Genomic DNA, 24,974 nt, shown 5'->3' with positions numbered 1-24,974 from the left:
GCAGCACTCTTTTATCTTAATTTATATTGTTAGATCACTCACGACCTGGCAGTTTTTTCCAAGTCACAGTATCACGTAAGTAAACAGGACTCGCCGCTTCTGCTGCAACCATGTCACCACGGGCAAAAGCGTATTTAGCTAAATGCACCATATCTTGTGAATCAGGATATAGCACAGAGCCTACTTGAGCTGTTAAAGGAAGTTGGCTTAGCAATTCTGGGTAAGCTTCCCATCCAGTACCTGCTGTTAACCATAAATTAGGATCAGCTTGTACATTTGCTAATAACACATCAGGGGCAATCACTTGCTCATTACCCATTAATAGCCAATCACCATCAGTTTTACGTTGGTACTGTCCCCAATAAAGTTCACCCATACGCGCATCAATCGCCGTCAGCACATGCTCTGATTGATGTAAACGGAATGAACCTTGCGCCATAGCCGCTAAAGTAGAGACCCCAATCATAGGTAAGTTAGCACCAAAGGCTAACCCTTGTGCAATACCAATACCAATACGAACGCCGGTAAAGCTACCAGGACCACGACCATAAGCAAGGGCATCAAGTTGCTTTAATTTAATCCCAGCTTCAGCCATTACGGCATCAATCATTGGTAAAATTTTCGTGGTGTGCTCGCGAGGTGCATATTCACAACGAGAAATAACATCATCGCCGATCATTAGCGCGACAGAACAGTTTTCAGTTGCAGTATCTACTGCCAGAATTTTGGTGCTCATTCAAGCCTCTGAATGTTAGATATCGTCACTTACAGATACTTGAGTATCGGTTAAGCTCGACAAAAATTCGCTAACCCCTGCAACACTACGCGTGCGTGGAATTGGCGGTAAACTTCTCAAAAATACTGCGCCATAAGCACGAGTAACTATACGATTATCGCAAATTACTAATACCCCTTTATCTTTAGTATCACGAATCAATCGACCCACGCCTTGCTTTAAGGTAATCACTGCATCTGGTACTTGTACCTCCGCAAAAGGATCTCCTCCTCGCAAGCGACAATCTTCAATTCGTGCTTTTAATAATGGGTCATCTGGCGCCGTAAACGGTAATTTATCTATGATAACACAGCTAAGGGCTTGGCCTCTAACATCAATCCCTTCCCAAAAAGCCCCTGTTGCTACTAATAATGCGTTACCACGCTCAAGATACTCAGCTAATAACTTTTGTTTACTGGTTTCGCCTTGGGCTAGTACTGGCAGATCAAGTCGAGCTCGAAAACCTTCAGCAAGATCGCGCACCATCTGATGCGAAGTACAAAGGAAGAAACATCGCCCTTCATTGGCTGCAATGATTGGTGCTAGCATCTCAACCAGTTTATCAGCTAAGCCATAGCTATTTGGCTCAGGCAAATGTCGTGGCACACACAATAAAGCTTGAGAGGCATAATCAAACGGACTTTCAAGCGAGAATTGCTGCTTTGGTTGCAGCCCTAAACGGTGACTAAAATGGCTAAAATCATCATCAACGGCCAATGTTGCCGAGGTAAAAATCCAAGCCCCCTTTTGCTCTGCCATGCGTTCACTGAATTTATCAGCAACTGAAAGCGGGGTAATATTTAAACTAAATTGGCGAGGTGTACATTCATACCAATATGAATAGCCAATAATACTGGTATCAGCCACCCGTTTTAAACGTGCCTTTAACAAGGTTGCGCGCTCAAAGGCTGCGTCTAATAACTGGCTACGTCCTAAGGCTAATTTCAGCACATCATAAATTAAATCAAGCGCATCATTTAGGCGTACTAATTCACGTTGTACCGCAGGTGTTTGTGATGCTTCACGCCAGTTACCACGAAATCCAGGATCGCCTAAAATAATTCGCATCTCAAACGCAGCTTGCTGTAACCGTGCTGCGGCTTTTTGCAGTTGACGCATATCTTTCGCTTCAGTGCGATAACCAATTTCGATGTCTTTAGCCAGTTCTATTAATTGGCGACTCGATAAATTTTGACCAAAATATTGGCTAGCAATATCAGGCATTTGATGGGCTTCATCAAAAATAAACACCTCAGCTTCAGGAATCAATTCGCCAAAACCATTGTCTTTCATCGCTAAGTCAGCCAGAAATAAATGGTGGTTAACCACAACCACATCAGCTTCCATCGCTTTACGGCGTGCTTTAACCACAAAGCAATCATCAAAAGACGGGCATTCACGACCTAGACAATTGTCATTGCTTGAAGTGATCATCGGGATCACCGGACTATCTTCGGCGATATCTTCACACTCACCAAGATCACCAGTTTTAGACGATGATGACCACTGCCGAGTCTTAATTAATAAACTTAGCATCACCGGATCAGAATGTTCGCCATGACTTTCCGTTATTTGACGGCTAAGGCGATCAACACATAAATAGTTTGAACGGCCTTTTAATAACGCCACTCGTCCAGTAAACCCCAATGCGCTTGCCATTAATGGCAAGTCACGATGAAATAATTGCTCTTGAAGGTTTTTTGAACCGGTACTAATAATGGTTTTTTTAGCGCTAACTAATGCAGGTACAAGGTAGGCAAATGTCTTACCTGTACCAGTACCGGCTTCAACCACTAATTGTGATTGCTGCTTGATAGCATCAGCCACGGCTTTGGCCATATCAATTTGAGATTGTCGAGCTTGAAATCCGGGAATGGCCTTATCTAACGCACCACCAGCGGCAAAAAACTTAGCTATCATTCACTTCGCACTATTGGTTATTTATACAGTATCAATAGCTCTATTATGCCTATTTTATTACCTCGCGACCAGTTATCTAAAATGCTATTTCGCATCAATGAAACAGCACATTCAATAAACTATTTGACCCTAACATAGAATAAGCGTAATAGTGATAAATTATGATTTTTAGGCTCTGCACTGCGTTGCCGCCATCAGGAACACATATGGAAAAGAAAACACTATTAACGGAATGCCCTGATAATATGGGTCTTATCGCTAAAATTACCAATATCTGTCATAAACATCAGCTCAATATTATTAATAATAAAGAATACGTTGATAACGCTAAAAACCACTTTTTTATGCGTACTGATCTTGAAGGCTATTTCAATGATGAGACCTTATTAGCAGATCTTGATCGTGCCTTACCAGCAGGAAGCAAACGTCGCTTAATTAGCTCTGAGCGTAAGAAAATTGTCATTATGGTGACCAAAGAAGCCCATTGTTTAGGGGATATTTTGGTAAAAACCTTTGATGGTTCATTAGATATTGAGATTGCGGCAGTAGTCGGTAACTACGATAAGTTACAAGATTTAACTGAAAAATTTAATGTGCCATTTCATCATGTCTGTCATGAGGGACTAACGCGTGAGCAGCATGAAACCCAATTACTGGCAGCCATACAACAATACTCACCCAATTATGTCGTGCTCGCAAAATATATGCGGATTCTTACGCCTAATTTTGTTGCTCAATTCCCACATAAAATCATTAATATCCATCATAGCTTTCTACCTGCATTTATTGGTGCTAAACCTTATCAGCAAGCTTTTGAGCGTGGTGTGAAAATTATTGGTGCTACCGCCCACTTTGTCACTAATGATCTTGATGAAGGGCCTATCATTACTCAGAACGTGATTCCAGTTGATCACACGTTTAGTGCTGAAGAAATGGCTAAATCTGGACGTGATGTAGAAAAATCAGTACTCAGTAAAGCATTGGGGTTAGTCGTTGATGATCGTGTCTTCGTGCATGGCAATCGGACTGTTATTCTTTAAATAAACAATCTAGAAATAAATGCCACTGTTTTCTTTAACGGTGGCATTTTTTTGTTTAATTTACAGCAACCGACTAGGTTACTGTTGCTCACTCGCAATCACTGCCGCTAAAGAATGTGAATGTAATTTAATGCAGATATTATCTTTTTTAAAAGCATAAGTCGGATTTGGCAAACGTTCATGCTCTCCTGCAGGAGAACTGGCTTTAACCTTAATACCTTTACTCGCTAACTGCTGCCAATCTAATGTTGGAAAAGCGGTATTGATAGTCTGTTGTAATTGTTCTATCGACATTGCATTACCAGGAATAACAAACTCAACGTGCTCCCACCCCTGCTGTGGATAGACCTTATCACTTGGATAAGGTAACTCTAACGCCGCAATAGTCCAATCTCCAACTTGAAGCGGCTTATCAAAACCAATAACTACAATCGGACGTCCATTAATGATCGTCTTTGACCATTCAGAACCATAAGCTAACCACGCCTGATGCAGCTCCAGAGCAATATCCTGTGAATTAACTCTTAATGCAATATGATCTGCTGTGTATTCTGAAAGCGAAATTCCGATCCCATCAGCTAACTGAATAATGCGATTCATAAACACGGGTAAATCAGCTAGCATTTGCTCAGGATCTAAGCCTAGTTGTTTCAAATTTTGCATTTTGTCTCTCCAACTACGTAACATTTAACAAACAAGCGCATAATTACTCAGACTTTTCGCATTACCAATAATTAAACTAGCACGAGGTAGCCCTTATCAGTGCTGAATTTTGGCTTTATTTTAGTCTATTTGGAAAACTTTAAAAAAAATTGCTTACAATCTCTTTTTCCAGTTGCCAAAGTACCTAACTATGTGGGTATTATTAGGGTAACGCACGCTGCCTATTCAAGATATTGGTGTTTAAACTAAATTAGCACTACCATCAAAAAATACTCACGTAGCTTTGGCCGCTTTTTAGTTAAGCAAAAAACACTTTAGCTCCGTGAGTATTTTTGGCGGCATATTTTGCTATACGCAGACGTTTTTGCCACATATATATGATTGGCGTTACAAACGATTAAGGAACAGCGAGTGAATATTCAAGCACTTATTAATGATAAAGTATCACAAGCATTAGAAGCTGCAGGCGCACCTGCCGGTAGTCCAGCAGCAGTTCGTCAGTCAGCAAAAGCACAATTTGGTGATTACCAAGCAAACGGTGTTATGGGCGTTGCTAAAAAATTGGGCATGAATCCACGTGAATTCGCTCAAAAAGTTATCGATTGTCTACAACTAGACGGTATTGCTGAGAAAGTTGAAATTGCAGGTCCTGGTTTTATCAATATCTTCCTTGATAAAGCATGGCTAGCAGCGCGCGGTGAAGAAGCACTAGCAAGCGATCGTCTAGCTGTTGATACTGATGAAGCACAAACGATTGTTGTTGACTATTCAGCACCTAACGTTGCAAAAGAAATGCACGTTGGTCACTTACGTTCAACAATCATTGGCGATGCCGTTGTACGTACCCTAGAATTTTTAGGTCACAATGTTATTCGTGCTAACCACCTTGGCGACTGGGGTACCCAATTTGGTATGCTTATCGCTAACATGGAACGTAAAGAGAAAGAAGGTAGCGATGTTTCAATGAACATCAGCGATCTTGAAGGCTTCTACCGTGAATCAAAAGTACTTTATGATGAAGATGAAGAGTTTGGTGTAACTGCACGTAACTTCGTTGTTCGTCTACAAAGTGGTGACGAGTATTGCCTAGAGAAATGGCGTCAACTTGTTGCAATCACACTTAAGCAAAACCAACGCAACTACGACCGTCTAAGCGTGTCATTAACTGATGATAACGTAATGGGTGAGTCAATGTATAACGACATGCTTGCACCTGTTGTTGCAGATCTAAAACAAAAAGGTCTAGCCGTTGAGAGTGATGGCGCAACGGTTGTTTTCCTTGACGAATACAAGAATAAAGATGGCGAGCCAATGGGTGTTATCATCCAAAAACGTGATGGCGGCTACCTATATACCACTACTGATATTGCTTGTGCTAAATACCGTTACGAGCAACTTCATGCCGATCGTGTACTTTACTTCATTGACTCACGTCAGCACCAGCACCTAATGATGGCTTGGTCTATCGTTCGTAAAGCAGGTTATGTTCCTGAGGAAGTATCTCTAGAGCACCACGCATTTGGTATGATGCTTGGTAAAGATGGTCGTCCATTTAAGACCCGTGCTGGCGGTACTGTACGTCTTGCTGATCTTCTTGATGAAGCAGAAGAGCGTGCTAACCAACTAATCGAAGCAAAGAACCCTGAACTAAGTGCTGAAGAAAAAGCAAAAATTGCGACAACAGTTGCAATGGCTGCGGTTAAATACTCAGATCTTTCTAAGCACCGTACCACAGACTACATCTTTGATTGGGACAACATGCTTGCATTTGAAGGTAACACTGCACCGTACATGCAATATGCATACACTCGTGTAGCATCTATCTTCAAGCGTGCAAATGTTGAACTAAAAGATCTAACCGCTCCTATCGTTATTAATGACGAAAAAGAGCAAGCACTACTGTCTAAGTTACTTCAGTTTGAAGAAGCAGTTCAGTCTGTAGCACGTGAAGGTCAACCACACCTAATGTGTACTTACCTATTTGAACTTGCAGGCCTGTTCTCTAGCTTCTACGAAGCATGCCCAATTCTTAACGCAGAAGAAGCTGTTAAGCAAAGCCGTTTGAAGTTAGCACTATTAACGGCTAACACTATTAAGAAAGGCTTGGATCTACTTGGTATCGAAACACTAGAGCGTATGTAATTAGCGGATAGTGTGATAGCTGTTTATAATGATAGCTAGATAATAAAAAGCCTTCATTCTTGAAGGCTTTTTTAATAGCACTAACATCACTGATTATTGACCAAAACGTAAACCACCATCATGTAGCCAAGTTAACTCTTTCTTGGTTGATAGCCGTCCTTTGACTGCATTTCGATGAGGAAAACGCCCAAATTCTTTAATTACTTCAAAATGGCTATTAGCAAAGTCATAAAAACTATCAAACACCGCAATATTCTCAAGTTGTACATTTTTACGTAATAAATCAAATCGAAACACACTTTCTTCTTGATCTTCTAAATCTTCAGAATGCTCTAAGGGCAAATAAAAGAATACCCGTTCAATAGCTGCAAGTTCGGTGTCTTGATTAAGGGCTAAACCACGCTTACAAATAGCAAGTGCTAGCAAATCATATCTAAAGGCAGCATTAAGTCCGCGATAAATATTACGTGGAAATTGATCTAATAGAATAATTAACGCCAGACGTCCCTGCGCAGTATCACTCCAATGATTAAGCTCCCCATTGCCCGCCATACTTACCCAGTGTTGAAACTTAGACGTGATTTCAACATCAACCTCAACTCCCCCTAAAAACCATAGTGCATTTTTATTTTCACGGGTCACTTCGCCATTAAGCTCACCAAACCAGTAATCAAGAATAAATTGATACTCAGTTACCATTTAAGCCCCCATTAATACACTTTAACTACATTTTTATAGGATAATCATCACCAATTAAGCGATGATTATGCATACCCTCAAGGATAATACCAATTGCGCCAAATTAAGCTTACTATAATAAATATTGCTCAAGCTTGTGAGCTAGAATGTACTGTTAAGGAATAATTACATGAGTTTCACTCTTCATCCTCGATTAATGGCAGATACAACGGTACTTGGTGATTTACCTTTATCACGCGTATTACTAGTAAAAGAAGCCCTTGGTCCATGGCTTATCTTAGTACCTCGTTATGATGCGCTGCGTGAAATCCATCATTTATCAGAGCAAGATCAGCAACAACTTATGCGTGAATCATCAGCGGTCGCGGCTTTATTAGAGCAAGACTATCAAGCTGAAAAAATAAATATTGGTGCACTTGGTAATCTTGTACCTCAACTTCATATTCACCATATCGCCCGTTTTAGCAATGATATCGCATGGCCCGGACCTGTTTGGGGCAATACCCAAGGTATTCAACGTAGTGAAGAAGTACAGCAAGCGCTTGCTGAAGAATTACGTCAAGAACTGAGTAATATCGCAGGTTTTAGCACCCTCAACGTTTAATCACAGTATTAAATTAGCGTAACTGTCACGGTTACGCTGATGATTATTGCTGTAAATATAGCGCTAAAAAAAGCAGCCCGTAGGCTGCTTATTTATTGAAAAAACACTATTTAACGCATAACCGTGACTGATAACTCATTCGCGGCTAAGCATCGATACCACACATCTTTAGCTGTCTGACAACATTGGGTACTATCACAGCCTACTAACTCTTTGCCAATAGCGCCTTTTTTTACCCACACCGCAAGCATGGCATCTACACCATCTTCTGACATACCAAAATGGATAGCAAGCTGGTTACGACTCACTCGACCATGATCTGCAATATACTGTTTTAATTGTTGTAAAATCATTCAAGCAATAATCCTTCTAGATGCGACTGCTTTTTACCTTGGCGTTTCATCAACCAGTATATGCCGACATTAATCACAATGAAGAATGCTATCCAGAACGAACTACTACCGGGATGCAAAGCAAAGTCTGCAATCTGATAGAACAATGATGCAAATGTATATGCCAATAACATTGTCCAACCGGCAATAAAGCCAGCAAACTTCTTACCAAATTCACGTACATATGCACCCATTGCCGCAGCACATGGAGTATAAAGTAGAATAAAGATAAGATACGACATTGCTGCAGCACCGCTTACAAAGCGTGATTGAATATTACCGTAGACAGATTGATCAACGCCTTGCTCTTCCGCAACCGCAGTTTTGTTTTCAAGATCGCCAACTTCAATACCTAAAGGATCACTGAAGCTTAACGCGGCTAAATTATCGCCAATAGAAGCAACGGCTTCTTTTAAGCTACTAACAAGATCATATTCTTCGTTACTGCCATCAAGAGTAGGTGCGTACAAACTATTTAACGTACCAACAACAGCTTCTTTAGCAAAGATACCTGTAATAATACCCACCGTTGCAGGCCAGTTATCTGCTTTAACACCAATCGGCTCTAGAACAGGAGTCACTACTTGTGCTGCATGTGACAATACAGATTTTGACGTATCTTCATTACCAAATGAACCATCAGTGCCCAGTGAGTTAAAGAAACTTAAAATCGTTACCACAACAACAATCGTTTTACCGGCACCAAATACAAAACGCTTCAACTTCTGCCATGTTTTAATGACCACGTTACGTATTGTGGGTAACTCATAATTTGGCATCTCCATGATAAAACTATCACTTGCGCCAGGGTAAAGTGTGTTACGCAGAATAAGGCCTGTCATTACAGCTGCAACAATACCTAAGATATACAGAGTGAAAACAACATTCTGACCATTATCAGGAAAAAAAGCTGCTGCAAATAATGCATACACAGGTAAACGTGCACCACATGACATAAACGGTGCCATTGCAGCTGCAAGTTTACGTTCACGCTCTTGTTCTAACGTACGAGTTGCCATAATAGCGGGTACATTACAACCAAAACCAAGCACTAGTGGAACAAATGCTTTACCCGGCAAACCCACTTTTTGCATCACTTTATCAAGTACAAAAGCGGCACGTGCCATATAACCAGAACTTTCCAGAACGGCAAGGAACAAATATAAACAGGCAATCACAGGAATAAAGGTTGCAACGGTTTGAATACCACCGCCAATACCATTAGCAATAATTGTCACTAACCAAACAGGTAAATGGTTATCTAATAGATAATGACCGCCATCAACCAATACTGCACCGAAACTAATATCAAAAAAGTCGATAAATGCACTACCAATGTTTATGGCAAACATAAACATTACGTACATTACTAAGAAGAAAAATGGGATACCAATAGCACGGTGTAATAATACGCGGTCAATCTTATCGGTTAGACTGTGGCTTAAACGGCCTTCTTGACGACGTACTTTCTGACATAATTGATGTAAAAACGTATAACGTACATCAGCCACTTGAATATCAGCATCAACTAATTCAAGCATTTGGCTACGAATAGCACATGCTTTTTGTTTATGTTCTTCTGATAACGTGTGGATCACTAAGGTGTCATTTTCTAAAACACGAATCGATTGCGCACGCGCATTTAACTTTTCATTTTGAATAAATAATGGCTTTAACTGTTCAACAGCCGCTTCAAAATCATTACCATAATCGAGAGAAAAATCTGAAACAACAACGCCTTGAATCAGCATTTTATGTAGCTTTGATTTAAACTCGCCAATACGTTCCATATTATTGGCAGACAATGCAACAACAGGACAACCCAAAGCTTTTTCTAATGCTTTAAGATCTAGCACTTGTTGCTGACGTTTCAATACATCCATCTTATTAAGTACAACCACCATCGGTCGACCTAATTCACGCAGTTGTAACGTCATGTATAAACTGCGTTCAAGTGATGATGCATCAACAACGTTGATAATAACGTCAGCAGGCGTTGTTAAAATTGCGCGTGACGCGATAGCTTCATCAAGGCTGTTAGCATCGTTCGCACTGTCAAGGTTATAAATACCAGGCAGATCTGTCAGAGAAAAATCATCACCATTATGCTGATAACGGCCTGTCTTCTTTTCAACCGTCACCCCTGCCCAGTTACCTACTTGCTGTTTTGCTCCCGTTAATCCATTAAATAACGTTGTTTTACCGCTATTTGGATTACCCACGGTAAGGATGTCATATTGCATTACTTAACCTCAACTTCAATGTCTTCAGCAATTTTTTTACGAAGTGCAATATCAACACCTCGAACTCGAACCTGAAGCGGATCGCCCAAAGGAGCTAAACGAACAACAGTAATTTCGGTATGTGGTAAAAGACCCATCACCATTAATTTTTTTCGCGTTACAGCTGGCAACGCAGACATATTAATCACTGTTCCGCTGTGACCACACGACATATCTGACAGTTTCATAACCAAATGCCTACCTTAATAAGAATTATTTTCATTACGATGTAGCGAAGTTTACACTTTGATACGAAATTAGTCTTGTCTTAAATCAATTATTCTATGACTGATTTAAAACAATAGTTTTCACTTATTGATAATCAATGTTTAATATAATCAACCAATAAAATGGCATTATTACTCTTTTGGCGCTCTTTTTTACACACAAAAAAAAGCGTACCTTTCGGTACGCTTTAAGAACAAATAGTTATGTTGATTTTAACTCGACATTTGTTCGGTTAATTGTTTTTTGTATGCTTTAACATTACGCATAAATTGAGTTCGAGTGCTACCTCTTAACGGTTCAGCTTGCGGTAATGGTACTTTCATCGCATTAACTGGTCGCCCGTTCTTTATTAGCTCAAAATGTAAATGAGGTCCGGTTGAACGCCCCGTATTACCACTTTTTGCAATACGTTGCCCCATTTTAACTTTATCGCCGACTTTGACTTGGCGTTTGCTAAGATGCAAATAACGCGTCATATATTCGCGACCATGTTTGATCACAATATAATTACCCGCAAGCGGATGATAACGTGACTTAACCACTACGCCATCACCAGCGGCAAGAATTGTTGTGCCGACAGGAACAGCAAAGTCAGTGCCATTGTGTGGTGAACGACGTTTGGTTATTGGGTGCAAACGATTTGGATTAAATGACGAACTGATGCGGTATGACTTAAGCATTGGTATACGTTTAAAGCCGCGATTTAAACTGCGCCCACCTTGATCATAAAATTGATCATCAGCACCACGAGCAATAAAGATAGAATGTCCACGACGTTGGCTTTTATAATAAAAGGCATTCATTTTGCCTTTACCAACCGCTTTACCATCAATAAATTCACGATCTAACACCACTCCAAATGAATCCCCTTTTTGAGCATCACGGCCAAGGTTCATCTTCCATTGTAATGCTTTAACCACATTACCTATTTGTGTTGGTGTTAACCCAGCATCACGTGCTGAATTGTAGAAACTGCCTGATACTTGCCCTGTAAGTACAACTGGCTTAATAACGCCTTTCTGTACAACTTCTTTATAGCTGTAGCCTTTTTTGCCGAGCGTATAAGTGTCGGTTACTTTTTTACTACGAATAATACTCAATGATATCAACTTACCATTGTTATCAACTTCCCATTCTAATGTTTGACCAACACGCAACTGTTGTACTGATTTATTAGCATCAATTAAACGATACATATCTGAGATTGGTAAACCATATTGAGAAAATATAACGCCTAAGGTTTCGCCTGATGCAACACGGTGTTTCGATTCAGTTTCAGCATGAGCCTGTACTAATTGCCGCTCAATTTCATCTTTTGGTGCTTGAAATTCAGGATCATTTTGATCTAAAGACGCACCCATTGGTTCACTATCAGACTCTAAAACCTCAGAGGGAGTGATATTAATAGGCACAGCAATTGGCGCAGGTTTTTTAAATGAGGGAATATGTATTGTATGTTTCGATGGTTGCCATGCAATAGCTGCCATCATTAAAACTGTGGTTGAGAATAACGCTATTTTATGTTGCAGCGGTAACATCTTTAATGATGCCACCGCAGCGATATAATATTTCATGATTAATTAAGACACTTACTAAATCGTTGTCCAAGTTCATTAAGAAAACGGACATATCCTCCCTTGCCCTCAACGATATCAGTTGCCATTGGGTCAAGAGTCCCTATTTTAACATTCGTTCCTTTGATCACAGATTTCACAACAGCGGGTGAAAACTGTGGCTCACTAAAGACACATTGTGCCTGATTATTCGTTAACGCCTGACGAATAGATAACAGTGTTTTTGCACCCGGACGACGATCCGGTTCGACCGTAAAGTGGCCAAGATTATCAAGCTTAAACTGTTGTTCAAAATAGCCATAGCCATCATGGAACACGTAGTAACCTTTATTATTTAAAGGCTGTAATTGTTTATTAAGCTTAATAACCGCTTGTTGAACATCTGTAGTGAATGTAGAAAGATTAGCTGTATATGTATTTTTATGCAACGGGTCATACTTGATCAATGCCTTAGTTATGACATTTGCTGCTTGTATTGCTTGATCTGGTCCTAACCATAAGTGAGGATCGATGCCATTATGTTGGTGGTGATGGTGGCCTTCATGTTCAGCTGCCGCACTATGATCGCCATGCTCATGCTCATGCTCATGCTCATGCTCATGCTCATGCTCATGCTCATGCTCATGCTCATGCTCATGCTCATGCTCTGCATGTGACTCATCTTCGGCATAATAACGGAAATTAATTCCCTGCTGTTTACTGAGCGCAATATTTTCAGGTTTTGAATCCATGGTTTTGGTTAAAAAGGATTCTAACTCTGGACCGATCCACACAACCAAGTCGGCCTGCTTTAATTTTTTCACATCTGAAGGACGTAAGGCATAATCATGGGGAGATGAGCCTGCAGGAATAACAAACTCACTGGTTGCTGCGCCTTGAGTTAATTCACTAACAATCAAATTCAGTGGCTTAACCGTTGTAACCACGTTAAAAGTATCATCAGCAAACGCTGAACTAGAAACAACAATAGCAGTAGCGCAACATAAAGAAGTTAGACGGTGCATGATTTCCCCATAAAATGTGAACGGTAAAAAATTATTGATTATCAGCAAAGAAATTTTTCTCAATTGGCTATAATCAGCGCGTATTAACAGTAACACAACTATCTTAGCGATGTTATAATATAACATCACAATTATGCAAATTCTTATTTTAAGCACGCTTTATGACAACATTAGTAGAATTACAATCATTAACCGTCGCCTTTTCTGGCCGTAACGTTCTAGATAATATTGCGCTCAAATTAGAACGTGGTGAAATTACAACGCTTATTGGTCCTAATGGTGCTGGCAAATCAACACTTGTTAAAGTGATAACAGGTTTACAAAAACCAACTTTAGGTAACGTTGTGCGTCAAAAGGGAATGCGCATTGGTTATGTGCCACAAAAGCTTCATCTCAATGATACTTTGCCACTTTCTGTTGACCGATTTATGCGATTAGCGGGACGCTATTCTATTGATCAGCGACGTGAAGCACTAACTATGGTCAATGGTGCTCACTTAATCGATAGCGACATGCACCGATTATCTGGTGGTGAAATGCAACGCGTATTATTAGCGCGTGCATTATTACAAAAACCCGATTTATTAGTGTTAGATGAGCCAGTACAAGGGGTCGATGTTACAGGTCAATTAGAACTTTACCGCTTAATTCAGCAATTACGTGATTTACTTAACTGTGCTATTTTAATGGTTTCGCACGATCTTCATCTTGTAATGGCTAAAACGGATAAAGTGATCTGCTTACAACATCATATTTGTTGTTCTGGTAGCCCATTTAGTGTGACTAACCACCCTAAATATATTGCATTATTTGGTCGTCAAGCCAGTGACCAACTCGCATTATATCAACATCAACACAACCACCAACATGATGATTCAATCACACCATCAACATGCTGTAATAATCATCAGGATAATAAAAAATAATGATTGAGTTTTTACTTCCTGCATTAATTGCTGGCATTGGGATTGCCCTATTAGCAGGCCCCTTAGGGTCTTTTGTCGTATGGCGCAAAATGGCGTATTTTGGTGATACCCTTTCACATGCGTCATTACTAGGTATTGCCTTAGGATTTTTATTTAATATTAATTTAAATCTAGCGTTAGTTATTTGTTGTTTAGTGCTTGCGGTTATTTTAGTGACCTTACAAAAACAACGCTATGTTGCGACCGATACTCTGCTTGGCATCTTAGCCCATAGTGCATTATCTCTTGGTTTAGTGGCAGTTAGCTTTTTAGATAATGTTCGGATCGATTTAATGTCTTATTTATTTGGTGATTTACTAGCAGTAACCACCAATGATTTAATGTGGATTTACGGTGGTGGCGCTATCGTGTTAGCACTACTTATTTATCTATGGCGACCACTGCTATCAATGACAATCAGTGAAGAAATGGCACAAGTCGAAGGCGTAAACGTCGATTTAATGCGATTATTGTTAATGCTGATGGTTGGTATGGTAATTGCCGTTGCGATGAAATTTGTTGGCGCATTAATTATTACGTCATTGTTAATTATTCCAGCAGCAACCGCACGCCGTTTTGCCAATAGTCCAGAATCAATGGCCGTTATTGCCTCTATCATTGGATCGATTTCAGTAGTGCTCGGCTTAGCGATGTCATGGCACTATGACACACCAGCAGGTCCTTCTGTAGTCGTATCAGCAGCAGCATTATTTATGCTTAGCCAGCTAAAACGAACTCAGCGCTAATATAATTCCCCTTAATAAAAAAACCCGCAGCCATATTGGAGTGCGGGTTTTTTATCGATATATCCTAGTCACTAAAGGCTGATTAACTTTACCAACCTGTCACTTCGCGTAAAGCTTTACCAATATCAGCTAAGCTTTGAACTGTTTTAACCCCTGCCGCTTCCAGTGCTGCAAATTTTTCATCAGCAGTACCTTTACCACCAGAGATAATGGCACCAGCGTGACCCATGCGTTTACCCGGAGGTGCTGTCACACCTGCGATATAAGATACAACTGGCTTAGTGACATTGTCTTTAATGTAAGCAGCCGCTTCTTCTTCGGCGGTACCACCGATTTCACCGATCATTACAATCGCTTCTGTCGCTGGATCTTTTTCAAACATTTCTAGAATATCAATGAAGTTTGAACCCGGAATGGGATCGCCACCGATACCCACACACGTTGATTGACCGAAACCTTCATCGGTCGTTTGTTTTACAGCTTCATAAGTCAATGTGCCTGATCGTGAAACAATACCGACTTTACCCGCTCTATGAATATGACCTGGCATAATGCCAATTTTACATTCATCAGGAGTAATAATTCCGGGACAGTTAGGGCCAATCATTCGTACGCCGCTTGCATCTAAACGTACTTTAACATCCAACATATCTAAGGTTGGTATACCTTCAGTAATAGTGACAATCAGCTCGATACCAGCATCAATCGCTTCTAGAATTGCATCTTTACAAAATGGTGCTGGCACATAAATGACAGTAGCAGTAGCACCAGTCACTTCAACCGCTTCACGTACCGTATTAAATACAGGTAAACCTAAGTGTGTTGTTCCGCCTTTACCTGGAGAAACACCACCAACTAATTGAGTGCCATAAGCAAGCGCTTGCTCTGAATGAAATGTACCTTGTCCACCGGTAAAACCTTGGCAAATGACTTTAGTCTGTTGATTAATAAGTACTGACATTATTTACCCTCCGCAGCAGCAACGACTTTCTCTGCGGCTTCTGTTAGCGACGTTGCAGCAATAATATTGAGACCACTATCAGCCAGTTTTGCAGCACCGACTTCAGCATTATTACCTTCAAGGCGTACCACTACAGGTACTTTCACACCCACTTCAGCAATCGCACCTATAATACCTTCAGCGATAAGATCACAGCGAACAATGCCACCAAAAATATTCACTAAAACGGCTTTAACGTTGCTATCTGAAAGAATAATTTTGAAGGCTTCTGTCACTCGCTCTTTGGTCGCACCGCCACCAACATCAAGGAAGTTTGCTGGTTGTCCACCATGAAGGTTAACAATATCCATGGTACCCATTGCCAAACCTGCGCCATTGACCATACAGCCAATATTACCGTCAAGAGCAACATAATTGAGTTCCCATTGCGCAGCATGGGCTTCACGCTCATCTTCTTGAGATGGATCATGCATTTGGCGCAATTTAGGCTGACGATATAATGCATTGGCATCAATATTAATTTTACCGTCCAGACACACTAAGGTGCCTGCTTGAGTAATAATTAATGGGTTAACTTCAAGCAACGCTAAATCACACTCAGCAAACATATTGCCAAGCCCGAGGAATATTTTAGTAAATTGCTTAACTTGATCGCCTTGCAAACCCAGTTTAAAGGCTAATTCACGTCCTTGATAAGGTTGCGGGCCAACTAACGGATCAATGGCTGCTTTATGAATAAGATGCGGTGTCTCTTGTGCAACTTTTTCAATTTCCACGCCACCTTCAGTCGATGCCATGAAAACAATACGTTGTGAACTACGATCCACAACTGCACCAAGATATAATTCATTAGCAATACTAGAAGCCGCTTCTACCAATACCTTAGTCACAGGTTGACCTGCAGCATCCGTCTGATAAGTCACTAAATTCTTACCCAACCAATGTTGCGCAAATTGTTTAATGCCTTCTTTATTGTCATGTAATTCAACACCGCCAGCCTTTCCTCGACCACCAGCATGAACCTGACATTTTACAACCCATTTTTCACCGCCAATTTTACCTGCCGCTTCTGCCGCTTCTTGTGGAGTGTCACAAGCATAGCCTTCAGGCACAGGTAAACCATATTCAGCGAATAGTTGTTTTGCTTGATACTCGTGCAAATTCATAATGTTCTATCCGTTTTTATCCCTTTGGGACTTGTTAAATCCATTTGAGATATTCTTCGATATCTCTTCATCATTGTCCGTGTTTACTGTTCCCTTTGCAGAGAAGAAAGTTAACCGAATAATGAGCACTTACTCGGCTAACTCTTTTGGTACTTATACGTCCAGTAATAGACGTGTTGGATCTTCAAGTAGCTCTTTAATTGTCACTAAATAACCAACAGACTCACGACCATCAACTAAACGATGATCATAAGAAAGTGCCAAATACATCATAGGTAGAATTTCAACTTGACCATTAACTGCCATTGGGCGGTCTTGAATTTTATGCATACCTAAAATTGCAGCTTGTGGTGGGTTAATAATCGGCGTCGACATTAACGATCCAAAAACACCACCATTGGTGATAGTAAAGTTACCGCCAATAAGATCATCAACAGTTAACTTGCCATCACGACCTTTAATTGCCAAGTCACGAATGCCTTTTTCAATTTCAGCCAAACTTAACTTATCACAATCTCGTAACACAGGGGTAACTAAACCTCGTGGTGTTGAGACAGCAATACTGATATCAAAAAAGTTATGATAAACAATATCATCACCATCAATTGAAGCATTAACTTCTGGGTAACGCTTCAAAGCTTCTACAACAGCCTTAACATAAAACGACATAAAGCCAAGACGAATACCATGGCGCTGCTCAAACACATCTTTATATTGTTTACGCAGATCCATGATTGGTTTCATGTTAACTTCATTAAATGTCGTTAACATCGCAGTGCTGTTTTTCGCTTCAAGTAAACGCTCAGCAACACGTTTACGTAAGCGTGTCATCGGTACTCGTTTTTCACTGCGATGCGCTAACGGTGGCTCAATTTGAGTATCAACACTCTTGGTGACAGCTGGCGCTTCAATCGCTTGTTTCAAGTAGCTATCAACATCTTCACGAGTGATTCGACCACCAACACCTGTGCCTTTCACTTTCTCAGCGGCTACGCCATGCTCACTTAATAAACGGCGAACAGCTGGACTTAACGCTTCACTATTTTCTTCATTTAACGAAGCTGTATTACGTTTGTTGGGTGACGATTCAGCATCAGCCAATACCGCAGAGGTTGGCTCACCAGCAACAGCATTAACTTTGATTTTACCAATCAATTGCTTAGTTAATACCGTTGTACCTTCAATTTCAAAGATAGCTTCTAAGACGCCATCTTCAGGTGCCGGTACTTCAAGCACAACTTTATCCGTTTCAATATCAACCAAGACCTCATCACGAGAAACAGTATCGCCTGGTTGTTTATGCCATGTGGCTACAGTTGCATCGGCAACAGATTCCGGAAGATCTGGAACCAGAATTTCGATTGTCATATCGGTATTGTCCTTTTGTTCTCGTTCTAATTATTAGAATGGTCTTGAGATTCAATAGTTAATGCGTCTTCAACTAACGCTTTTTGTTGTTTCAAATGTACAGACATATAGCCTACAGCGGGTGATGCTGATGCTGGTCGTCCGGCATAACGTAAAAGCGATCCTGCTGGTAATGCAGAATAGAAGTTATGCTGGCTAGAATACCATGCACCTTGATTTTGAGGCTCTTCTTGACACCATACAAAATCAGTAACATGGCTATAATCAGCGATCGCAGCTTCAACATCTTCTTTTGGAAATGGATATAGCTGCTCAATACGCACAATAGCGACATCAGTTTGTTCATTTTTACGACGTTGTTCTAATAAGTCGTAATACACTTTACCTGAGCAGAATACCACTCGCTTCACCTGCTGTGCTGGCAGTTCATCAACCTCACCAATTGCAGCCAAGAAAGTGCCATTAGCAAGCTCATCCAATGTCGATGTACATAGCGGATGACGCAATAACGACTTTGGCGACATCACAATTAATGGACGACGCATTGGGCGTACAACTTGACGACGAATCATATGGTAAACTTGCGCTGGCGTTGATGGCACCACCACTTGCATGTTTTGTTCTGCACATAATTGTAAGTAACGCTCAAGACGTGCAGATGAGTGCTCTGGGCCTTGGCCTTCATAACCATGTGGCAATAACATGGTTAAACCACACATACGACCCCACTTTTGCTCACCAGAACTAATAAATTGGTCGACCACCACTTGCGCGCCATTGGCAAAATCACCAAATTGCGCTTCCCAAATCGTTAATCCACTTGGCTCTGCGGTTGCATAACCATATTCAAACGCTAATACCGCTTCTTCAGATAATACTGAATCAATCACTTCAAATGGACCTTGACCATTATGAATATGAGTTAACGGAATATAGGTACTGGCATCTTGTTGGTTATGTAACACGGCATGGCGATGGAAAAATGTTCCTCGACCTGAATCTTGACCTGTAATACGAATACGATGACCATCATCAACCAATGTTGCATAAGCTAAATTCTCAGCCATCCCCCAATCAAGGGCTTTGTCACCAGCAATCATCGCTAAACGATCGGTATAGATTTTTTGAACTCGGCTTTGCAACTGATGACTGGTTGGATATTGACATAAACGCGTGCCTAACTCTTGTAGACGCTGCTCGTCAACCTTACTATTCCAATCAACAGTCCAATCGTGGCCTAAGTATGGTGCCCAATCAACCGAATGCAGTTTCATTGGTCGCCACTCTTTAACTACACACTCACCACGATCTAATGCATCACGGTATTCATTAACCAAACCGGTTGCGACATCTAACCCAAATGCACCGATTTCAGTTAAATAATCAGCATATAATTTACGTGGCGTTGGATGTTTTTTGATTTTTTGATACATCAACGGCTGAGTCGCATTAGGCTCATCAGCTTCGTTGTGTCCATGACGGCGATAACACACTAAATCAATCACCACATCACGCTTAAACTCATGGCGATAATCAAATGCAAGTCGAGTTACAAACGCAACCGCTTGTGGATCATCAGCATTTACGTGAAAAATAGGTGCCTGTACCATTTTAGCGATATCAGTACAGTATTCTGTTGAGCGAGTATCTTGAGGATTTGAAGTGGTGAAGCCAACTTGGTTATTGATAACAATACGTACTGTACCGCCAACGCTATAACCTCGTGCTTGCGACATATTAAAAGTTTCAGCAACAACACCTTGTCCAGCTATTGCTGAGTCACCATGAATAGTAATGGGTAATACTTTATCACCAGTATCATCACCTAAACGATCTTGACGAGCGCGTACAGAGCCAACCACTACCGGATTCACAATTTCAAGGTGTGATGGGTTAAAAGCTAAGGCTAAATGAACATCACCACCAGGGGTTGCAAAATCGGCTGAGAAACCTTGGTGATATTTCACATCACCCGTACCCCAACTTTCACCGTGTTTGCCTGCAAACTCATCAAATAAATCTTGCGGCTTTTTACCCAACACGTTGACTAACATATTTAGGCGGCCACGGTGAGCCATGCCAACCACGACTTCACGTACACCTTGTGAGCCCGCATGACGAATTAACTCTTTCATCATTGGAATCATGGCATCGCCACCTTCTAATGAGAAACGTTTTGCGCCTGGGAATTTCGCCCCTAAATAACGTTCAAGACCTTCTGCTGCGGTTAATTCATCAAGAAAACACAATTGTTCATCGGCAGTAAACGAACCAGTGCCCATGACCGATTCAAGCCGTTGCTGAATCCAACGTTTTTCTTCGGTGTCGGTAATATGCATATATTCAGCACCAATTGACCCACAGTAGGTCTTTTTAAGTGCTGCATATATTTCACTGAGTTTCATGGTCTCTTGACCAATCGCAAATGAACCGACATTAAATGTTTCATTAAAATCATCAGTGGTTAACGAGTGAAATTCAGGATCGAGATCGGCAACATGATCACGTTGCCATAACCCTAACGGATCAAGGTTGGCATTTTGATGACCACGAAAACGATAAGCATTAATCAGCTGTAATACTTTAACCTGCTTTGCATCAACATCAGGGTCGTTAACAACAGCACTTAAAAAATTGGTTTCTTTTGCTAAACGTCGAAAGTAATCACGCACACGAGAATGAGGTTGCTCAATAACTACGTCATTAACAACTGGTAAATCGACAAAAACCTCTCGCCATTGGGTATCAACTAACTCTGGATCGCTAAGATACAACTCGTAAAGATCTTCTATATAAGTTGCGTTGGCGCCAGCTAAATGTGAAGACTCAAGCCATGCCTTCATAACGCTATTCTGCATTATTTTCCCTTAACTACTAATTTATCGCCATTGGCATCGGTCTAATACCGAGCATTCCCGTTAGCGAGCCTGCATATTGCATTGACTCACTAACATATCGATATTTTTAAACTGCTCGTTTAAGCAGCATAGATTTGATATGTCCAATCGCTTTGGTCGGATTTAATCCCTTAGGACAGACATTTACACAGTTCATTATGCCATGGCAACGAAAAACACTAAATGCATCATCAAGATCAGATAATCGTTCGTCGGTTGCAGTATCACGGCTATCAATTAACCATCGGTAAGCCGCCAATAAGCCAGCTGGACCAATAAATTTATCTGGATTCCACCAAAATGATGGGCATGCTGTTGAACAACAGGCACACATAATACATTCGTATAGCCCATCTAACTGCGCACGATCTTCAGGCGCTTGCAAATTCTCTCTTGCAGGTGGCAACGTCGCATCATCAATTAAAAAAGGTTTTACTTTAGCGTAGTTACTATAAAACTGCTCCATATCAATGATCAAATCACGAATCACCGGCAACCCAGGTAATGGACGAATCACAATGGTATCGCTGGTCATTAGCGCAGATAACGGCGTAATACATGCTAAGCCGTTTTTACCGTTCATATTAATACCATCAGAGCCACATACACCCTCACGGCAAGAACGACGGAAAGACAAACTAGCATCTTGTTCTTTAAGCAAAATTAACGCATCTAACACCATCATATCTGAGCCATCGGGCACATCAAGCTGGTAGCCTTTCATGTGCGGAGCATCATCAACATCTGGGTTATAACGGTAAATTGAAAAATTCAGTTTCATCGCTGTTGTCTCCCGTTAGTTAATAAACACGCGCTTTAGGCGGAAATGCTTCACGATGAATCGGCGTCATATTGACAGCTCGTTTTGTCATCGCTTCCGTTTCAGGGTTATAAATCGAATGACATAACCAATTAGCATCATCGCGTTCAGGGAAATCAAACCGAGCATGTGCACCACGGCTTTCTGTACGGTAATTAGCAGCAATAGCGGTTGCCATTGCCGTTTCCATTAAGTTATCTAATTCTAAACACTCAATTCGCTGAGTATTAAACTCCGTAGAGGTGTCATCTAATCGCGCATGCTGCAAACGTTCACGAATCGCTTTAAGCTCTTCTAACCCAGCCGCCATTGCCTCACCCTCTCTAAATACCGAGAAGTTATTTTGCATGCAGGTTTGCAGATCTTTACGTATTTGAACTGGGTCTTCACCTTCTTGGGTATTATTCCAACGATTAAGACGCGCAAGAGATGCTTCAATATCAGCTTCAGTTGCTGGCGTAGCTTCTGCTTGAGCAGCTAAGGTTTCGCCAAGGTGTAAGCCTGTTGCACGACCAAACACCACCAAATCAAGTAGCGAGTTACCCCCTAAGCGGTTGGCTCCATGCACAGATACCGAAGCGATTTCACCGCAAGCAAATAGACCTTGAATTTCTTCATCTACACCAGCTGCATTTTGTTTTAATGCTTGGCCTGACACTTGAGTCGGTACGCCGCCCATCATGTAGTGACACGTAGGAATAACTGGAATTGGCTCTTTAACAGGATCGATATGAGCAAACGTGCGCGAAAGCTCACAAATTCCTGGTAGACGCGATTCAAGTACGTCTTTACCTAAATGATCAAGTTTTAACTTCAAGTGTGGACCCCATGGTCCATCACAACCGCGTCCTTCACGGATCTCAACCATCATTGAGCGCGCCACCACATCACGTCCAGCTAAATCTTTCGCGTTAGGTGCGTAGCGCTCCATAAAGCGCTCACCATCGTTATTTAATAAATAACCACCTTCACCACGACAACCTTCGGTAACTAGTACACCAGCACCTGCAATACCTGTCGGGTGGAATTGCCACATTTCCATATCTTGCATTGGTACACCAGCACGCAATGCCATTCCGACACCATCACCAGTATTAATATGGGCATTAGTGGTTGATGCATAAATACGACCAGCACCGCCGGTTGCTAAAATCGTCGCTTTAGCTTTGAAGTAACACACTTCACCTGTTTCCATGCACAAAGCAGTACAACCTAAAATAACGCCGTCTTGGTTTTTGACTAAATCAAGTGCATACCACTCAGAAAAAATAGTGGTTTGATGTTTAATATTCTGCTGATAAAGAGTATGTAATAGTGCATGACCGGTTCGGTCTGCTGCTGCCGCAGTACGCGCGGCTTGCTCACCACCAAACTCTTTTGACTGGCCACCAAATGGACGTTGGTAAATACTACCGTCATCAAATCGAGAAAAAGGTAATCCCATTTTTTCAAGTTCAATCACAGACTTAGGACCATTTTCACACATGTATTCAATCGCATTCTGATCACCAATATAATCAGAACCTTTGACGGTGTCATACATATGCCACTGCCAGTTATCAGGATGTGAATTACCTAATGCAACAGTGATCCCCCCTTGTGCAGATACCGTGTGAGAACGGGTTGGGAATACTTTTGATAGCAAGGCACATTTTAAGCCCTGCTCTGATATTTGGAGTGCAGCACGCATCCCTGCACCACCAGCGCCAATAACAACAGCGTCAAATTCACGAACAGCAATGCTCACTACACACCCCACACAATCAAGAAACCTGAAAATAGGTAAATAAATAAAATCGCGACAATTACAAACTGAAAGCACGCTCTTAATGCGGCGTGTTTTATATAGTCAGTCAATACTTGCCATAAGCCAATCCATGCATGAATTAAAATCGATCCTAAAGCTAGCAGAGTAAAAACTTGGGTCGTTAGCTGTCCAAAAAAGTCTTGCCACGATGCGAAAGTTATTTCTGGGCCAAAAGCAAAAAAACCCACTAGATAAATGGTGTACAAAGTCAGAATAATGGCTGTTGCACGAATTAAAATAAAATCATGTACACCATTACGTCCAACAGAAGAAACATTGGCTACCATACTAATACTCCTGAAAATACCGATAATATTGCCACAACGACAAAACTTACCTTAGTACTAGCAAGGCCCGTTTCCATTTCTTCAAAATAGCCAAGATCCATCAATAAATGACGAATACCAAGCACGATATGATAAAACAGAGCGGTTAAGATCCCCCACAGCACAAATTTCACTAACCAACTATTGGTAATACTGGCAGCAGTAGCGAAACCTTCAGGGGAAGACAATGATAAGTTCAATAGCCACAATAAAATGGCAATAGAGACGAACGTAATCACGCCAGAGATTCGGTGGAGAATTGACGCTATCGCTGTTAAAGGAAAGCGTATTGTTTGTAGGTCGAGGTTGACGGGTCTAGGCTTCTTTACTTTCACATTTTGCTCACTCAGCTTCATTGAAGCATTTTATTTTTTTATTAAACTCTTTGATTGTTTCTATAGTGAGCCATCAAGAAACCGTTTTAAAAATGCTGCGCTATCATTAAAAGCAAAGTGTTGAGCAATATAATCGCTTTGTCTTTCAACCGCATTCCCATCGCAGTTTATTAACAACATGTCATCTATATCATAACCAAATGTCAATTCCACTATACATAGCGTAACATTCAAAAACAAACTTACTTACATGACATTAA

The 24,974-nt window shown here is 41.0% G+C and carries 22 protein-coding genes; 5 read left to right on the top strand and 17 right to left on the bottom strand.

All coding sequences use genetic code 11. The features are described from left to right. Nucleotides 1–34 precede the first annotated feature (34 nt). Together tsaB and yoaA are read right to left on the bottom strand one after the other, a co-directional pair. Nucleotides 35–736 (bottom strand): tRNA (adenosine(37)-N6)-threonylcarbamoyltransferase complex dimerization subunit type 1 TsaB, encoded by a 702-nt coding sequence (gene tsaB, locus PAND9192_RS01315; RefSeq protein WP_087852233.1) that lies wholly within the window; start codon nucleotides 734–736, stop codon nucleotides 35–37. Nucleotides 737–751: 15 nt separating this feature from the next. Next, complete coding sequence (yoaA, locus tag PAND9192_RS01310; RefSeq protein ID WP_087852232.1) at nucleotides 752–2,695, bottom strand: DNA repair helicase YoaA; 1,944 nt, start codon at nucleotides 2,693–2,695, stop codon at nucleotides 752–754. Nucleotides 2,696–2,901: 206 nt separating this feature from the next. Here yoaA and purU point away from each other — a divergent pair, with 206 nt between their 5' ends. Further along, nucleotides 2,902–3,735 (top strand): formyltetrahydrofolate deformylase, encoded by an 834-nt coding sequence (purU, locus tag PAND9192_RS01305; protein WP_060996963.1) that lies wholly within the window; start codon nucleotides 2,902–2,904, stop codon nucleotides 3,733–3,735. 78 nt (nucleotides 3,736–3,813) lie between these two features. On the opposite strand, the gene PAND9192_RS01300 is transcribed toward purU, so the two are convergent. After that, entirely contained in the window at nucleotides 3,814–4,398 is a 585-nt protein-coding gene (locus tag PAND9192_RS01300) for a VOC family protein (protein WP_087852231.1), read from the bottom strand. 411 nt (nucleotides 4,399–4,809) lie between these two features. Between PAND9192_RS01300 and argS the strand changes: the two genes are divergently transcribed. Continuing rightward, nucleotides 4,810–6,540 carry an arginine--tRNA ligase gene (argS, locus tag PAND9192_RS01295; RefSeq protein WP_087852230.1) on the top strand — a complete coding sequence of 577 codons (1,731 nt, stop codon included), beginning with the start codon at nucleotides 4,810–4,812 and terminating at the stop codon, nucleotides 6,538–6,540. Between the two features lie 93 nt (nucleotides 6,541–6,633). Here the strand turns inward: argS and PAND9192_RS01290 are convergent, their stop codons facing one another. Further along, entirely contained in the window at nucleotides 6,634–7,239 is a 606-nt protein-coding gene (locus PAND9192_RS01290; RefSeq protein ID WP_087852229.1) for a DUF924 family protein, read from the bottom strand. A gap of 169 nt (nucleotides 7,240–7,408) precedes the next feature. On the opposite strand from PAND9192_RS01290, the gene PAND9192_RS01285 reads away from it, so the two are divergent. Further along, entirely contained in the window at nucleotides 7,409–7,843 is a 435-nt protein-coding gene (locus tag PAND9192_RS01285; protein WP_065166356.1) for an HIT domain-containing protein, read from the top strand. 110 nt (nucleotides 7,844–7,953) lie between these two features. Here PAND9192_RS01285 and PAND9192_RS01280 read toward each other — a convergent pair whose 3' ends face one another. From PAND9192_RS01280 to znuA, 5 genes are all read right to left on the bottom strand, one after another. Next, nucleotides 7,954–8,196: a FeoC-like transcriptional regulator gene (locus PAND9192_RS01280; RefSeq protein ID WP_065166357.1), complete on the bottom strand. Its 243-nt coding sequence runs from the start codon at nucleotides 8,194–8,196 to the stop codon at nucleotides 7,954–7,956. Then, on the bottom strand, nucleotides 8,193–10,478 hold the full coding sequence (feoB, locus tag PAND9192_RS01275) for a Fe(2+) transporter permease subunit FeoB (protein WP_087852228.1): 2,286 nt from the start codon (nucleotides 10,476–10,478) through the stop codon (nucleotides 8,193–8,195). Before feoB ends, PAND9192_RS01280 begins: the two co-directional genes overlap by 4 nt. Further along, nucleotides 10,478–10,705, bottom strand: a complete 228-nt coding sequence (locus tag PAND9192_RS01270) for a FeoA family protein (RefSeq protein ID WP_036795487.1) — start codon at nucleotides 10,703–10,705, stop codon at nucleotides 10,478–10,480. The genes feoB and PAND9192_RS01270 overlap by 1 nt, the downstream gene beginning before the upstream one ends. A gap of 252 nt (nucleotides 10,706–10,957) precedes the next feature. Further along, complete coding sequence (gene mepM, locus PAND9192_RS01265) at nucleotides 10,958–12,319, bottom strand: murein DD-endopeptidase MepM (protein WP_087852227.1); 1,362 nt, start codon at nucleotides 12,317–12,319, stop codon at nucleotides 10,958–10,960. Nucleotides 12,320–12,321: 2 nt separating this feature from the next. Continuing rightward, entirely contained in the window at nucleotides 12,322–13,323 is a 1,002-nt protein-coding gene (gene znuA / locus PAND9192_RS01260) for a zinc ABC transporter substrate-binding protein ZnuA (RefSeq protein ID WP_087852226.1), read from the bottom strand. 161 nt (nucleotides 13,324–13,484) lie between these two features. On the opposite strand from znuA, the gene znuC reads away from it, so the two are divergent. Together znuC and znuB are read left to right on the top strand one after the other, a co-directional pair. Continuing rightward, nucleotides 13,485–14,249: a zinc ABC transporter ATP-binding protein ZnuC gene (gene znuC, locus PAND9192_RS01255; RefSeq protein WP_087852225.1), complete on the top strand. Its 765-nt coding sequence runs from the start codon at nucleotides 13,485–13,487 to the stop codon at nucleotides 14,247–14,249. Then, on the top strand, nucleotides 14,249–15,034 hold the full coding sequence (gene znuB / locus PAND9192_RS01250) for a zinc ABC transporter permease subunit ZnuB (RefSeq protein ID WP_087852224.1): 786 nt from the start codon (nucleotides 14,249–14,251) through the stop codon (nucleotides 15,032–15,034). Before znuC ends, znuB begins: the two co-directional genes overlap by 1 nt. Before the next feature lie 88 nt (nucleotides 15,035–15,122). Here the strand turns inward: znuB and sucD are convergent, their stop codons facing one another. From sucD to sdhC, 8 genes are all read right to left on the bottom strand, one after another. Beyond that, complete coding sequence (gene sucD / locus PAND9192_RS01245; protein WP_087852223.1) at nucleotides 15,123–15,995, bottom strand: succinate--CoA ligase subunit alpha; 873 nt, start codon at nucleotides 15,993–15,995, stop codon at nucleotides 15,123–15,125. Beyond that, nucleotides 15,995–17,161: an ADP-forming succinate--CoA ligase subunit beta gene (gene sucC / locus PAND9192_RS01240; protein ID WP_087852222.1), complete on the bottom strand. Its 1,167-nt coding sequence runs from the start codon at nucleotides 17,159–17,161 to the stop codon at nucleotides 15,995–15,997. The genes sucD and sucC overlap by 1 nt, the downstream gene beginning before the upstream one ends. 153 nt (nucleotides 17,162–17,314) lie before the next feature. After that, nucleotides 17,315–18,529, bottom strand: coding sequence for a 2-oxoglutarate dehydrogenase complex dihydrolipoyllysine-residue succinyltransferase (gene odhB / locus PAND9192_RS01235; RefSeq protein ID WP_087852221.1), 1,215 nt, complete (start codon nucleotides 18,527–18,529; stop codon nucleotides 17,315–17,317). Between the two features lie 26 nt (nucleotides 18,530–18,555). Further along, nucleotides 18,556–21,387: a 2-oxoglutarate dehydrogenase E1 component gene (gene sucA / locus PAND9192_RS01230; RefSeq protein ID WP_087852220.1), complete on the bottom strand. Its 2,832-nt coding sequence runs from the start codon at nucleotides 21,385–21,387 to the stop codon at nucleotides 18,556–18,558. A 106-nt stretch (nucleotides 21,388–21,493) separates the two neighbouring features. Beyond that, on the bottom strand, nucleotides 21,494–22,207 hold the full coding sequence (locus PAND9192_RS01225) for a succinate dehydrogenase iron-sulfur subunit (protein WP_087852219.1): 714 nt from the start codon (nucleotides 22,205–22,207) through the stop codon (nucleotides 21,494–21,496). A 19-nt stretch (nucleotides 22,208–22,226) separates the two neighbouring features. Then, nucleotides 22,227–23,993 (bottom strand): succinate dehydrogenase flavoprotein subunit, encoded by a 1,767-nt coding sequence (gene sdhA / locus PAND9192_RS01220; RefSeq protein ID WP_087852218.1) that lies wholly within the window; start codon nucleotides 23,991–23,993, stop codon nucleotides 22,227–22,229. After that, nucleotides 23,993–24,340 carry a succinate dehydrogenase, hydrophobic membrane anchor protein gene (gene sdhD / locus PAND9192_RS01215; protein WP_087852217.1) on the bottom strand — a complete coding sequence of 116 codons (348 nt, stop codon included), beginning with the start codon at nucleotides 24,338–24,340 and terminating at the stop codon, nucleotides 23,993–23,995. The genes sdhA and sdhD overlap by 1 nt, the downstream gene beginning before the upstream one ends. Further along, on the bottom strand, nucleotides 24,334–24,735 hold the full coding sequence (sdhC, locus tag PAND9192_RS01210) for a succinate dehydrogenase cytochrome b556 subunit (protein ID WP_087852216.1): 402 nt from the start codon (nucleotides 24,733–24,735) through the stop codon (nucleotides 24,334–24,336). Before sdhC ends, sdhD begins: the two co-directional genes overlap by 7 nt. Nucleotides 24,736–24,974 lie beyond the last annotated feature (239 nt).

Origin of the sequence: Photobacterium andalusiense (assembly GCF_900185625.1) — a bacterium.
In the GTDB taxonomy this organism is placed as follows: domain Bacteria; phylum Pseudomonadota; class Gammaproteobacteria; order Enterobacterales; family Vibrionaceae; genus Photobacterium; species Photobacterium aquimaris.
Note: the sequence above shows the minus strand (reverse complement) of the source record. Positions and strands in the feature narration are given on the sequence as shown.

Excerpts from the sequence above, each read along its gene's own strand:
- sucD (WP_087852223.1), bottom strand. The coding sequence starts at position 15,995 with ATGTCAGTACTTATTAATCAACAGACTAAAGTCATTTGCCAAGGTTTT.
- sucA (WP_087852220.1), bottom strand. The coding sequence starts at position 21,387 with ATGCAGAATAGCGTTATGAAGGCATGGCTTGAGTCTTCACATTTAGCT.
- PAND9192_RS01270 (WP_036795487.1), bottom strand. The coding sequence starts at position 10,705 with ATGAAACTGTCAGATATGTCGTGTGGTCACAGCGGAACAGTGATTAAT.
- sdhD (WP_087852217.1), bottom strand. The coding sequence starts at position 24,340 with ATGGTAGCCAATGTTTCTTCTGTTGGACGTAATGGTGTACATGATTTT.
- feoB (WP_087852228.1), bottom strand. The coding sequence starts at position 10,478 with ATGCAATATGACATCCTTACCGTGGGTAATCCAAATAGCGGTAAAACA.
- PAND9192_RS01225 (WP_087852219.1), bottom strand. The coding sequence starts at position 22,207 with ATGAAACTGAATTTTTCAATTTACCGTTATAACCCAGATGTTGATGAT.
- PAND9192_RS01290 (WP_087852229.1), bottom strand. The coding sequence starts at position 7,239 with ATGGTAACTGAGTATCAATTTATTCTTGATTACTGGTTTGGTGAGCTT.
- znuB (WP_087852224.1), top strand. The coding sequence starts at position 14,249 with ATGATTGAGTTTTTACTTCCTGCATTAATTGCTGGCATTGGGATTGCC.
- PAND9192_RS01280 (WP_065166357.1), bottom strand. The coding sequence starts at position 8,196 with ATGATTTTACAACAATTAAAACAGTATATTGCAGATCATGGTCGAGTG.
- yoaA (WP_087852232.1), bottom strand. The coding sequence starts at position 2,695 with ATGATAGCTAAGTTTTTTGCCGCTGGTGGTGCGTTAGATAAGGCCATT.
- purU (WP_060996963.1), top strand. The coding sequence starts at position 2,902 with ATGGAAAAGAAAACACTATTAACGGAATGCCCTGATAATATGGGTCTT.
- PAND9192_RS01285 (WP_065166356.1), top strand. The coding sequence starts at position 7,409 with ATGAGTTTCACTCTTCATCCTCGATTAATGGCAGATACAACGGTACTT.
- mepM (WP_087852227.1), bottom strand. The coding sequence starts at position 12,319 with ATGAAATATTATATCGCTGCGGTGGCATCATTAAAGATGTTACCGCTG.
- znuC (WP_087852225.1), top strand. The coding sequence starts at position 13,485 with ATGACAACATTAGTAGAATTACAATCATTAACCGTCGCCTTTTCTGGC.
- tsaB (WP_087852233.1), bottom strand. The coding sequence starts at position 736 with ATGAGCACCAAAATTCTGGCAGTAGATACTGCAACTGAAAACTGTTCT.
- sucC (WP_087852222.1), bottom strand. The coding sequence starts at position 17,161 with ATGAATTTGCACGAGTATCAAGCAAAACAACTATTCGCTGAATATGGT.
- PAND9192_RS01300 (WP_087852231.1), bottom strand. The coding sequence starts at position 4,398 with ATGCAAAATTTGAAACAACTAGGCTTAGATCCTGAGCAAATGCTAGCT.
- znuA (WP_087852226.1), bottom strand. The coding sequence starts at position 13,323 with ATGCACCGTCTAACTTCTTTATGTTGCGCTACTGCTATTGTTGTTTCT.
- odhB (WP_087852221.1), bottom strand. The coding sequence starts at position 18,529 with ATGACAATCGAAATTCTGGTTCCAGATCTTCCGGAATCTGTTGCCGAT.
- sdhC (WP_087852216.1), bottom strand. The coding sequence starts at position 24,735 with ATGAAGCTGAGTGAGCAAAATGTGAAAGTAAAGAAGCCTAGACCCGTC.